This window comes from uncultured Ruminococcus sp. (assembly GCF_947301925.1).
In the GTDB taxonomy this organism is placed as follows: Bacteria; Bacillota; Clostridia; order Oscillospirales; family Ruminococcaceae; genus Ruminococcus.
Genome location: NZ_CAMYUE010000003.1, coordinates 22548 through 35515 on the forward strand (window position 1 = coordinate 22548; position 12968 = coordinate 35515).

7 protein-coding genes are annotated in these 12968 nt (G+C 47.0%); 6 read left to right on the forward strand and 1 reads right to left on the reverse strand.

The genetic code is table 11. From position 1 onward, the window contains the following. Positions 1 to 19: 19 nt before the first annotated feature. The 3 genes from Q0Y65_RS05865 to Q0Y65_RS05875 all read left to right on the forward strand — a co-directional run bounded on the left by Q0Y65_RS05865 (position 20) and on the right by Q0Y65_RS05875 (position 8437). Entirely contained in the window at positions 20 to 907 is an 888-nt protein-coding gene (locus tag Q0Y65_RS05865; RefSeq protein ID WP_297958129.1) for a dockerin type I domain-containing protein, read from the forward strand. Between the two features lie 354 nt (positions 908 to 1261). Beyond that, positions 1262 to 5746 carry a leucine-rich repeat protein gene (locus Q0Y65_RS05870; RefSeq protein ID WP_297958130.1) on the forward strand — a complete coding sequence of 1495 codons (4485 nt, stop codon included), beginning with the start codon at positions 1262 to 1264 and terminating at the stop codon, positions 5744 to 5746. A 174-nt stretch (positions 5747 to 5920) separates the two neighbouring features. Beyond that, complete coding sequence (locus tag Q0Y65_RS05875) at positions 5921 to 8437, forward strand: glycoside hydrolase family 3 protein (protein WP_297958133.1); 2517 nt, start codon at positions 5921 to 5923, stop codon at positions 8435 to 8437. A gap of 205 nt (positions 8438 to 8642) precedes the next feature. Here Q0Y65_RS05875 and Q0Y65_RS05880 read toward each other — a convergent pair whose 3' ends face one another. Continuing rightward, positions 8643 to 10187 (reverse strand): sensor histidine kinase KdpD, encoded by a 1545-nt coding sequence (locus Q0Y65_RS05880; RefSeq protein WP_297958135.1) that lies wholly within the window; start codon positions 10185 to 10187, stop codon positions 8643 to 8645. A 90-nt stretch (positions 10188 to 10277) separates the two neighbouring features. Here Q0Y65_RS05880 and Q0Y65_RS05885 point away from each other — a divergent pair, with 90 nt between their 5' ends. From Q0Y65_RS05885 to Q0Y65_RS05895, 3 genes are all read left to right on the forward strand, one after another. Then, a complete protein-coding gene (locus Q0Y65_RS05885) occupies positions 10278 to 10964 on the forward strand; it encodes a response regulator transcription factor (protein ID WP_297958137.1) in 687 nt (228 codons plus the stop codon). A gap of 112 nt (positions 10965 to 11076) precedes the next feature. Further along, entirely contained in the window at positions 11077 to 11964 is an 888-nt protein-coding gene (locus Q0Y65_RS05890; protein WP_297958139.1) for a hypothetical protein, read from the forward strand. A gap of 110 nt (positions 11965 to 12074) precedes the next feature. Continuing rightward, entirely contained in the window at positions 12075 to 12890 is an 816-nt protein-coding gene (locus Q0Y65_RS05895; protein ID WP_297958141.1) for an SH3 domain-containing protein, read from the forward strand. The last annotated feature ends 78 nt before the right edge of the window (positions 12891 to 12968 follow it).

Consider the following 12968-nt stretch of genomic DNA (forward strand, 5'->3'; position numbering starts at 1 on the left):
GTTGAACAGGAGGCATATCATGAAATGTAAAAGAATAATAGCAGCTATGACGTGCACAGCAATACCGATCGGAACAGTCATACTTCCGTTTACAGCACAAATATCGGCTGCTGCTTCAGCAGGATCAATGACATTTGAGGAACTATATGCTTTAGAGGAAAATGAACTTGAGCAGTATTGTTCAGAGCATGAGCTGACATATATAAGCAAAGAATCAGCAAAATCACAACTCGAAATCGGACGGGGGAAATGGGTAGCAGTTATGCCAAAAGACTATATGCTCAAAGGCGTGACCGATCTGCTTGAAAGTGAAAAATCAAGCGATATGAATAGAAAAAACTACTATGATTATGACTTTGAGAAGATCACATCAGATCTTAATATGCCGGAAAAGTATTATAAATTCAATGCTGAAAACAATGATTTTGCGTTCTATATAAAGTCTGAGACCGACGCCGACGGCAATACCAGGGAAACTTACGTTAAACTCGCATCAATAGATGTTGAACCCGATCCGTCTGTTACTGATGAGGATTCAATTGTAAGACTGTACCAGCTCATACCTGTGTGGACTGAGCAGAACCCCCTTGTTTACGGAGGATTAACTTTCCGTTACGGTTCGGCTCCCGGCAGCAAAACCGAAATTACAGAAATTGAAACGCTTGGAGATGTAAACGCTGACGGAAAGATCGACGCAGTTGATGCTTCTTCGGTACTTGCATATTATGCACAGATCTCCACAAATCAGATCGGAGAGTACACTGATGATCAGAAGCTTTCAGCCGACGTCAATCAGGATAAAATGATCAATGCAGTTGATGCTTCAAATATTCTTACTTACTATGCGTATGCTTCTACAGCACCCGAGGGAGAAGAAAAAAGCCTGGGAGAATATATGAAGAAGTAGGATATACAGTTTAAAACCGCCCTTTTTACGGGCGGTTCTTCTTTTATCCTGACTAATTGCATCATCTGTGATATAGTCATCTCGGAATATACATTCTGGTTGCGCCTGGAGCTGAGTCACATATGTATGTCTTTAAGGACAGAGCCGTGTGCGATAGTTCTGACCAAAAAACCAAGACGAACGTTACACAAAAAGCACTCTTCAAATTTGTAAAAAATAACACCCAATTAACATGAAATTGGTTGAAATGATTTAAAATATTTGATACAATATATTCAACAGCAATAATATAATTTGTGAATAATGATATTATTCTGTTTGTTCACAGCAATATAATTTGAAGGGAGTGTTTATATGAAGCGACCATTCGGCAAACGTTTTATGTCTGCGGTGCTGAGTACAGTCTTTGCTTTTACTTCGGCAATGATTGTAATGCCGCCGCCAATTCATGCTGAGGAGGATAACTACCTCTATACCGACGACGGTTTTGCCTACATCGTTAACGATGAGGGTACCATCACGCTCAAGGGACGCGATCCTGAACGCAAGGACGAGTACGACGAGACCAGAATCGTACTGCCGTCTAAAATAGACGGCAAATACGTGACCGAGATAGATACAAATTATTTCGGTCACAGCACCTACGGAAGTAACTCTACCGTCACGGAAATAGTGCTGCCCGATCACATCGAAAAGATCAACAACTGGTGCTTTAACGACTACAAAACGCTGGATACCCTCGTTATCCCTGCAACGCTGAAAAAGGCGGAACGCCCGTTCACTTACTGCAAGATCAACAAGGTTATAATCGAGGACGGCATGAAAACTGTGCCGAAGTCGCTTTTTTCCTGTACGGACTATATGGGCGAGCTTGTTATCCCGGACTCCGTTACAGCTATCGGTGATAACGCCTTCGATTCCATAATCGGTCTGAAGGAGATACACGTTCCCGACAGCGTCAGGAGCATAGGCTACTGCGGTATAGCCAACAACCCCGATCTTGAAGTGCTCGACCTGCCTGATACGCTCGATTTCATCGATACATGGGCATTCACTAATAACCCTAAGCTCACATCAGTTTATGTTCCTGATACGTGGACATTCGGTGAAGAAAAATACGGCTTTTTCAGCAGATGCGGTATCAAGGAGATAAGCTTCGGTCCCGACAGAACCGAGATACCGCCGAATATCTGTCAGTATTGCGTGAACCTTGAAAACATAAACTGGCCTGATGCCCCTGTAAAGATAGGCTCACGTGCCTTTGAGGAGTGTTATGCTCTTAAAGATCCGAAAATACCTGACAGTGTTGAGATAGTTGATTCCTACGCCTTTGAGTATTGTACGGGTATAGAAAAACTCAATCTGCCGGCAAATCTGAAAGAGCTCAATGCACGCAGTTTCGGAAATCTGAAATCACTGAAGTACCTGTACGTTCCTATGGAACTTCCTACAAAAGGCAACTATAAAGAGGTTTCGGCTTTCTGGCAGAGCGGAATCGAAAAGCTGGAATTTGCAGAAGGCATAACCGAGATCAATGCAATGACTGCAAGCGGTCATCCGAATCTGACAGAAATAGTTATACCTAAGTCTGTTACTACTATTCGTAGTTATGCTTTTGACGGCGATGAATCCCTCTCTAATATAAATCTGCATGAGGGTATCACTACCATAGAAGGACAGAGTGTATTCTCCGGCTGTAAAAGTCTTAAGGAGCTTACAGTTCCCTCCACGCTGAAAGGCGACGGATATGCTTTTTCAAGTGCGCCTGCTCTCGAAACCGTATACATTGCAGACGGCCGCACGGAGATCCCGGAAAAGCTCTTTATCAACTGTGAAGTGCTGAAAAAAGCAGTTATCCCCGAAAGCGTCACCAGGATAAAGGCAAATGCTTTTGCACGCTGCTATGAGCTTGAAACTGTGGAGATGAAGCAGGATAACGTCGAAGTAGAGAACAGTGCGTTTTCCTACTGTAACAATCTCTGGGACGAGAGGTTCAGCATTGCAAAGAAGGGCGATCTCTTCATCACGAAGTCGTCTCCCTCAAATGCCAGGGACGGTATCACCAACTATACTATATATTATTCTGTCAATCCGAGATTCATTGATAACTTTGAAAAGGCGCAGCTTGATGTTTCCGTACAGCCCTGGAAGCATCTTGTTATTGACGAGAGCCTTCCCGACGGCCTTAAAGCAGGTGATGTCGGGTTCAGGGTGGATCTCGGCTCGCCAACGGGTATCTTCCGTTTCAGTATCCGCAATCCCGAGGATAATACTGTAAAGGTCAATGCGGAATTCGGCACAAGGATACACAAGGAGCCCTTCTATGAATGGGACGTCAAGCAGATCGTCGCAACAGATACTATATTCGAGCCCGTGACCATTAACGTTCCCGACACGGTAAGCGTGAAGGACGGCAAGTCGAGCTTCTATGTTTACGGCTATGCCACCGTGGGAGAGAAGGTTTCGATCATGGTCAACGATGAGGAGAGTACGACAGTCGATACAAACGAATACACAGGCAAGTACAGCGCTCAGGTAGAGTGCGAGCCCGTCGACGGTATTATTACTGTACAGGCTGTGTGCGGCAGCAATAAATCCGACAAGGTGCAGATAAGCGTTGATGAGGATATGCCCGTGCTCGTTGACTTTGAGGTCTCACATGAGACTCACGGCGACGTATGGCATAGGAACATGACGGATATGTTCCGCACCGGATATTCTCCGTATGTTGTTTACAATCCTTATCACCCGTTTGATTTTGAAGTTGAACTCGACAACGACGACAATGTTGACAGAGCATATGTGTTCTCGGATTCAAACGGTGATCTCTCATGCGTTCCGTTGGATAAGGATGCCGAGACAGGCAAATACAAGGGAAGAGGTTCTTTTGACACAACGCTTCCCGGCGATCTGTACATAGGTCAGACGCCCAAGACCGAAAAGGGAACAGCTGTCCTCAGCAAAAATGCCGACGGCTCGTCAAGCCTTGATTTCAAGGGAAAGGATCTGCTCAATGTCACTCCGGAGAACGTTGACCCTGTAAAGATACTCGTTGACAATTCAAAGATAGATGTCAGTGAGAATACCTCCACCAGAACAGCTGTCAGGATCAAAATGCCCATTCCTCCGGGAGTTATCCCCGATACCGGACCTTATGAGGAACCGCCAAGCGAGTTGAATATCAACATTATTCAGGATCTGTCCGATTCCATCTTTATCGATGGCAGTGAACTTACGGCTGAAAAGGCGGCTGCCGATCCTGAGGAGTACGGCTTTACAGAATCGGGCGTGACCGTAACGGACGAAAACGGCGATACCCACGTTTATTATACAAGGTATCTGACCGAGGAGAGCGAAGTCCGTGAAGTTACCGAGAAGATGGCCATGTCCGACGGAAGCTCCGCTTACAGCTTCCTCAAGAGCAGCGATGCAGGCACGCCCACAGGAATTGTAACGATCGACAAGAATCAGGACAATGGCGAGACCTCGTATGTAAAGGAATTCTTCAATGAGACAAAGGATCTTCAGAAGGACTCTCTTGCAGGTGTGGACGTTTCGCTCGCTACGGACCTTCTGAAGGGCGGCGTAAAGACTGCTGCTCAGGGCGCTACTGTCGTTATGAGCGCGGTCCAGAACGGTATAGACCTCTACGGAAGCTATCAGGGTTATTCAAATACTCTCGAACAGATAGATTTTTCCAAGAATCCCGATGTACGCGCACACAGCATGGAATTAAAGGCTCAGGCAAAGGGAATATATTATTCACGCGTCATTATCGCAGTAGGTGCGGTCACACTGGGCGCAGCTGTTACCTTTGCATCTGCTATACCGTGTGCAGTGGGAATCGCAATAGGCGGAGTTATCACATTCGGAAGCTGGCTGCTGAACAAGTTGCTGGACAAGCAGGAGGACAATCTCAAAAAAAGAGTATTTGCTTCCGGTAAGGGCGGAATGAAGGTCGGCATAGATCCCAGCGGCTATGTTTACGCGGCTGTTCCCGATAACCGGGTCGAGGGAGCTACCGCCACTATTTACTATGATGACGGCAGCGGCAAGGCTGTCAAATGGAACGCTGAGGATTACGATCAGATCAATCCGCAGATAACCGACTCCGCAGGCTGGTTCATGTGGGACGTTCCCGAGGGATTATGGCAGGTAAGGATAGAAGCCGAGGGCTATGAGACCTATACTACCGAGTGGCTTCCCGTTCTGCCTGTTCAGACCGACGTCAACATTCCTCTCAAGAGTAAGGAAGCTGCCAGGATAGAAAACATAGACGCTTATGCTAACGGTGTTCAGATCAAGATGTCACAGTTCATAACCGACAGCACTGCTGTGGAAGAGAATGTTTATCTTACCGACAGCAATGGTGATGTCATTCCGAGCAAGATAAGATTCTCAAAGTCGGAAAACAATGATACCGGCTTCTCTGATGTGATAACACTCATTTCTGACAGAGAAGATATATCGGGAGCCGAACTTCATATTGCAAGCGGACTGCTGAGTTACAGCGGTATCCCTTCCGAAGCTTCAGACAATAAAATAGGCAAGGTCAAAGACTCGCTTATTGTTGATACAGAGCCTGATGTGGTAATGGGAGATGTTAACAGGGACGGAGAAATAAATGCAGTAGATGCTTCATCAGTACTTGCTTATTATGCAATGACCTCAACCAATCAGGACGGCGGATATGACGAAGATCAGAAGACAGCAGCAGATGTAAACCATGACGGTGATATAAACGCTGTTGACGCTTCAAATATACTTGCTTACTACGCATATGTTGCAACAACAGCTGAGGGAGAAGCTATGACAATGGAAGAATATATGAAGAAGTAAATTACAATTCAGAACCGCCTGTTCAGGCGGTTCTGAATTTGTTATGACAGCATATAACGTCTGTACGCATTTTCTTGCATTTGTTTGCCGGTTGTGATATAATATTTACACTGATTGATGGATAAAATACTTGCAATATCAGATATAATTTCAAATGTACCGAAAGGAGCAGACATGAAAAAAGCCATCGCATTATTACTTCCGCTGGCATTACTGGCTTCGCCAGTATCATGCTCGCAGAAAAACAACAAATCATCCGTATCTCAAATCGAGACAGCTTCTGAAACCACAACTGCAACCACATCTGCAACTGAAGCTGCGACAAAGACAGAGGTGGAGTTCGACGGAGCAAAGTATAAGACCTATGCTTCTATGACTCCCGAGGAGATAGTTGCAACGCTTACTCCCGAACAAAAGGCTGCTCAGATGGTTCAGCCTGCAGTCTACAATATCACTGCGGAGGACATGAAAGCCAACGACTACGGCAGTATCCTTTCTACAGTTGGCTGCATTGGTTCCGACGAATGGTGCGAGACCGTTGACAGCTTCCAGAATGCAGCGATTGAATCGGAGGCCGGTATCCCGTATATCTACGGTCAGGACGACGTTCACGGCGTCAATTATTGCAGGGACGCAGTATACTTCCCCCACAATATCGGACAGGGAGCCGCAAACGACGAGGAGCTTGCCTATCAGGTGGGACTTATAACGGCTGACGAGGCAAAACTATGCCATATGCTGTGGAACTTCTCGCCCTGCGTGGCTCAGTCCGTTGACCCGCGCTGGGGACGTACATATGAGTCCTACGGCTCAGATCTTGAAACCATAACAAAGCTCAGCACGGCCTATACAAAGGGACTTCAGGACGGCGGACTTGTTGCCTGCGCAAAGCATTTCTTCGGCGACGGCAATGTTGTATACGGCACAGGCGAGGAGGGAACTCCCCTCAAGCGTATCGACCGCGGCGACGCTCAGCTCACAGACGGGGAGATAGAGGAGCTTCTCAAGGTATATCAGGCGCAGATAGACGCAGGCGTTCAGACCATAATGATAAGCCATTCCGCCCTCAACGGCGTGAAGATGCACGAAAACAAAGAGTACATCATGAAGCTGAAAGACGAAATGGGCTTTGAGGGCTTCATCGTCAGCGACTGGGGCTCCATTGAGCATACCTCGGGCGCCACATACAGGGAGCAGGTCATCAACGGCGTGAATTCGGGCATTGATATGCTCATGGAGACCGACAGATACGACGAGGCAAAGCAGATAATCGTTGACGCTGTGGGCAGCGGCGATATAAGCGAAGAACGTGTCAACGACGCTGTTACGCGAATAATCAGGGTCAAGAAGGAAGCAGGCATTTTCGACGATCCGCTCTGCGGGAACCTCGAAACAAAGCAGACGGAAACCGGCTCTCTCGAATACCGTAAGGTAGCCGAAAAGCTTGTTGAGGAGAGCCTTGTGCTCATCAAAAACGACAATAACGTGCTCCCGCTGAAAGAAGGTACAAAGGTCTATATAACAGGTCCTGCGGCAAACAGCTGTCAGGCACAGTGCGGCGGCTGGACCATGGACTGGAACGGCGCAAACTCAAAGGACGTTCCGGGAGTTACAACTATACAGGAGGCGTTTGAGAGATACGCAAAGGACTACGGCATAGAAGTCATAACAGCTGAGGAAGAAGCAGATAAAGCCGATGTTGTGCTGCTTTGCTTAGGCGAGAAGACCTACGCCGAGTGGAACGGCGACACCGAGGATATGAGCCTTTTCGGTGCACTGGGACTTGACGGCAACAGGCAGGCACGACAGGAAGCCAAGGAACTGGGCAAGCCCGTTGTTACCTGTATAATCGCAGGCAGAAATGTTCTCATAAATCCGAGAATATACGACGACTGGGACAGCGTGGTCATGTGCTATCTTCCCGGTTCTGAGGGCAAGGGCATATCCGATGTTCTCTGCGGCTGCGCTGACTTCACAGGCAAACTGCCCTCGCCGTGGTACAGCTCGACAGACCAGATAGGCACAGACAAGTGCTGGCTCGAAAGAGGCTACGGTCTCAACTACGGCGGCGATTTCAAGGCTAAAGCAGAGCCAGAGACAATTCTTGATCCGCCGACTGTAGTAGCCGATGATCCGGCAACTGAGGGAACGAATTACACTAAGGGACTCTTCAAAGACGGCGTATATGTAAATGATTATGCAGGTATTAAGTTTAATGTTCCAGGTAATCTGAATTATTTCTCAGCATACAATGCTGAAATGAAGGAAGCACAGATAGCAGAGACTACCGATGAAACAGAGCTTGCAATTCTGAGATCATCGATATATGAGGCGAATTTCGGAAACATGAATGAAGCTGTTTGTATCACTTTCTATAATACCAAAATGCTCTCTTCTGCACTCTTTCCTGATAAGGAAGAAATTACAGAAGAAGACGCACTTGACGTTTACAGGGAATATCTGGCAAATCTTTCCAAGGAGCAAGGCTCCAAGATAGATTTTGGGGACGCAAAAAAGACAACTATCGGCGGTCAGGAGTATCTTAGGTATATCTCTCACTATGACGGAGATGAAAACAGTTATGAAGCCTTTTGTGTGAGAAAGATAGATGATGCTCTATTATGTGAGATATGGTACGCTTCTGACAAAACCAATAAAACGCCTGAATATTATGAAGCTCTGTTCTCATGATATCAACTGTTCATATGAGCAGGATAATGACTTGACAGAAGAAAAGAGGCTTTCCGCATACGGAGAGCCTCTTTTGTTCGTTTTACGATGAATTATATAATATGGTCCCTGAAAGCAGGAGCTCATCTGTGTTGGAGCTATCATTTTGTTTTATAATAAAAACACTGGATTTTTGAGTAAAACTATGTTATAATAGAAAAGTGAATTATTTCAGGGGCAGAGTAAACATAAAGGCAGTCCCCTTTCCGACCTCACTTTCTGCCCAGATCTTTCCTCCGTGGGACTCGATTATGAATTTGCATATGAACAGACCAAGTCCCGTGCCGGTCTCGGAGTGCCTGCCCTTGTAGTATCTCTCCCAGATATGCGGCATATCCTCCGGGGAGATACCGCTTCCGGTGTCCTTTACGGTGATCTTGACGAAGCTGTCTTCTTCCTCTGCTTTTACGAGAATGGTGCCGTTTTTGGTGTGCTTGAGAGCGTTGGAGATAAGATTTACGAAAACTCTCTGCAATCTTGAGCTGTCGGCAATAACTTCCGGCAGTTCAAGGGGGATACGGATGGCAAGTCTGTTATTGTTCTTGTTGAGGACTGCAAAATATGTCTCAACTGTTTCGCGGACAATGCCGTCTATATCACACGGAGAAGGTTCCAGCACCATACGCCCTTCCTCTATACGGGTGGCGTCAAGTATCTGTGTTACCATGAGAGCCATGCGATTGGCTTCCGAGGATATGCGCTTCAGATTCTCCTGTACAAGAGACGTATCGCCGCCGTTTGCAAGGTCGAGCTCCGCATTCTGTGCATAGCCGGACATGGCGGCAAGAGGCGTTTTCAGCTCATGTGAAGCGTCGGAGAGAAAGGCGGTTTTCATTCGGTTGGCTTCTTCGAGAGCTTCCTTCTCCTGCTGAGCACGGAGCCGTTCAAGCTCAATGGGATCGGCGATATATCCTGATATTTTTCGTGTGTACATCAGACAGACAAGGATCATCAGGAGAACCACCGCAGCCATTATCGCAAAGGCACGGCGCAGGGCACGTACATTGGCAGTATTGGCAGTATCTTCATACTCATCTATAAACTCTCTGGAAAAGTTGTCTATGGATTCGTTATTGTTGTCTGTTTTGATGATACAGAGCTTTACCGGCGAATTATCCGACATATCATAAACCGTGTTTATGCCTATGGATATGAGTGCGTTGTCGGTCCTCAGGAATGAGTAATCCTTAATGCTCTTTTTCATCCATGTGACACCGTCAGGGAATATATGGCCGCCGATCTCGCTCTGACGCCGGTCGTCGCCGTAGATCTCGTTCAGCAGCTGTTCCGCATATTCCTCTGAATAGCCGTTGGCGCAGAAGAAATAGTCTCCGTGATATATAAAAAGCACTTCGTCGTCCGGAAAGCAATCAGCTACTTTTTCGGTAACAGTGCAGTATGTATCCAGCAGACTCATGCATTGCAGCTCAAAGGTTTCCTGCGATGTGACCGCGTAGAAATGATTCCCCGCGAGATATGAAAGCCAGTTTACAGAATACCATGTCTCTTTGGACAAGACCAGCTTCTGATCCTCATAGTATACTTGTTTCATATCATGAGAATAATTCGTAAGGGACCTTTTTTCCTGTTTCCGTATCTGATTTGTGAAAAGAGCGAATACGGTGCCCATACATACCAGAAGCAGAAGCATAGAAGCAAGTATCAGTGCGAACAGTTTGCTGCGAAGCTTTGATTTCTTTCTTTTATTCATATTATCGCCTCCTTTCCAGGCTGATTATATTATACCATATTTTTATTAGAATGTGTACCAAATTACAAAAGTGTAATCAGGAGGTTTTTTATGTCACATATTTTATTGGTGGAAGACGATTCGGACATAATGAGAATAAACAGCACATTCCTTGAAAAAGAGGGATATACCGTGCATTGTGCGGATTCGGTACAGACTGCCGCCTTCATGCTGGAGGAATGTATCCCCGATCTTGTGCTCCTTGACGTTATGCTGCCCGACGGCGACGGAATGGATTTTTGCAGGATACTCAGACAGAAAACGCAGGCTCCCGTAATATTCCTCACGGCCCGCGACGAAAACGATGACGTTGTAATGGGGTTCCGCAGCGGCGGCGACGACTACATAACAAAGCCGTACGACCTTAACGTATTGAAGGCGCGTATAGAGGTGCAGCTCCGCCGTAATGCGAAGCAGGCTCCGCAGCATCCGAGGATAGAGCTGCCTGAGCTTACCATAGACCTGTTTGCAGGCTCTGCCACACTGGACGGCTGCGAGTGTCCGCTGCCGCAGCGCGAATTGCAGATACTGTATATGCTTGCCTCGCAGCTGGGCTCCCGCATAAGCTACCGGGAGATATACAAGAACATCTACGGCTGCGACGTCGAGGACAGCAAGAATACCATAAGAGTGAATATCTCCCGACTGAAAAAGCATCTGAACATGGACGATATGAGCACATATGAGATAGCTTCCACGTCGGAGGGCGAGTACGTCCTGAGACGGGTCATATTCTGAATATTTTCCGATTACAGATCTGTAATTTCACAACACGGACTCCGCATATAATATATAATAATTTCAGCAGAGATCACACATATCTCAGAATTTATAACAAAGGAGAAAAACTATGAAGAAACCAACTGCTTGTCTTGCAATGCTTATAATGATATCCGCAATGGTATCATGCGGAAAAACGGAGGACAGGAATAACAGTACGCCTGCGAATACGACTTCTTCCACGTCAGCTTCCGCATCTGAAGGTACATCAGCGGAAAGGGAAACCACCACAGCCGAAAACAGCACCACCGAAGCCGCTTCTGTCAGTGTTACGGCAGCTCCCGACGCGTATGATGTCAGCGCTGTCGTGGGAACTTGGTATGAGGAGGACGCACTGGATTCCCGTACCCTCACTGTAAACGCCGACGGAACATATCAGCTTGCATACCGCGGCGGCGGAAGCAAATACGGCAATATAAAGACAGAGGCTCAGGATTCGGGAGACATAGTGTACTCTTTCTGCCCCGATGAGGAAAACCAATGGGTACGTTTCTGTGTCAGGCGCGGCGAGGATAATATGACCAGACTGTGCTCGGCATCTGACGGTATATCAATGAGCTTCGTTTCTGCCGCTGATGTAAGTCAGGAAGCGCAGGACAATAACAGCGAGCCCGCACCTGCCGAGAAATTCGCAGGAGCATGGGACTGCGGAAGATGCCACATGGTTATAACCCGTATCGGCTACGGAACATACAGCGCTGATATACACTGGAGCTCATCTGAGTCGGAGGGCTGCAACTGGTCATATTACTGCAAATACTACGCAGACAGCGACCAGCTCGTATCCGACGGAATGGGCATTTGTACGGAGTATGCCGGTCTGGGCGTAGGCTCTGAATCCTCTGTTCAGAAATATACCGACGGAAGTGCGGTGTTCAGTATTCTTGATAACGGCAATCTAACATGGCAGGACAGTAAAGAAAACGCTGCTGACAGCCTTGAGTTTACCCGCGGCTGATAAGACGATTACAATTCTGTAATTTTGCAGCATTGCCTGTGAAGATGTGCTATAATGGTCACAACAGCAAAGGACTGACAGAAAGAAACATTTTAAAGGAGATAAAAAATATGAAAAAGCATCTTATAATTATTGCAATGTTAGGTATTATCGCCTCTTTGACAGGCTGCGGAGTTACAGAAAATGACGGTACGTCAGAAACCCCATCAGCAGCTGTCACAGTTACGACTACGGCAGAAGCTGCTTCGGAAGCGGCAACTACAACGGCAGAGAAGAAGGAAGCCGCAGCAACAACTGTCACAGAAGCTGAGACAAAGGCAGCCGAAAAGACTGAAACAGCTGCCGGGGGGGCAGGCGCAAGCGCTCCTGTTATCAGTCAGGAAACTTATCTGTTCGGCGGCTCGGTGGCAACTAAGTCTGATGATCTCAACATGAGAGACAAGCCCGATACAAACGGAAACGTGATCGCCTCAATTCCCAACGGAACACAGATAGATGTATACTCATGCAGCACAAACGGCTGGTATGTCACAAGCTATAACGGTAAGACAGGTTATGTAAGCGCTGACTTTGTCAAGAAGATAGAGGATTATGATCCTATGGCATATAATGCGGATATCAGGAATCTTGTGGGTCAGTGGACCTATCAGGTGGCAGCAGGCAACTTTACCGTTGACGTAAGCGCAAATGATAACGGCACCATAACCGTCAAGGACGACAGTACATACACATATACCGATCCTGACGGAAATACTCACTCAGGCACGGTGGAGCTCAAGTACGAGGAATACTCAAACGGCGATAAGGTACCCTATTTCGCTTTCTATGAGGGCAGTGAGTTCTTTATCGGCTGCTACTGCGGTCAGAACTCGTTAGACGTCTATTATGTAGGAAACGGCGGCATGGCCCGTATAGTGAGAAAGTAAAAGCAAAGGCGTAATGCGGCAGGCCGGGGTCGGTAAAAACGGTGCTCAGCCGCCTTTGGTCAGAGAAAGCCGGTAATT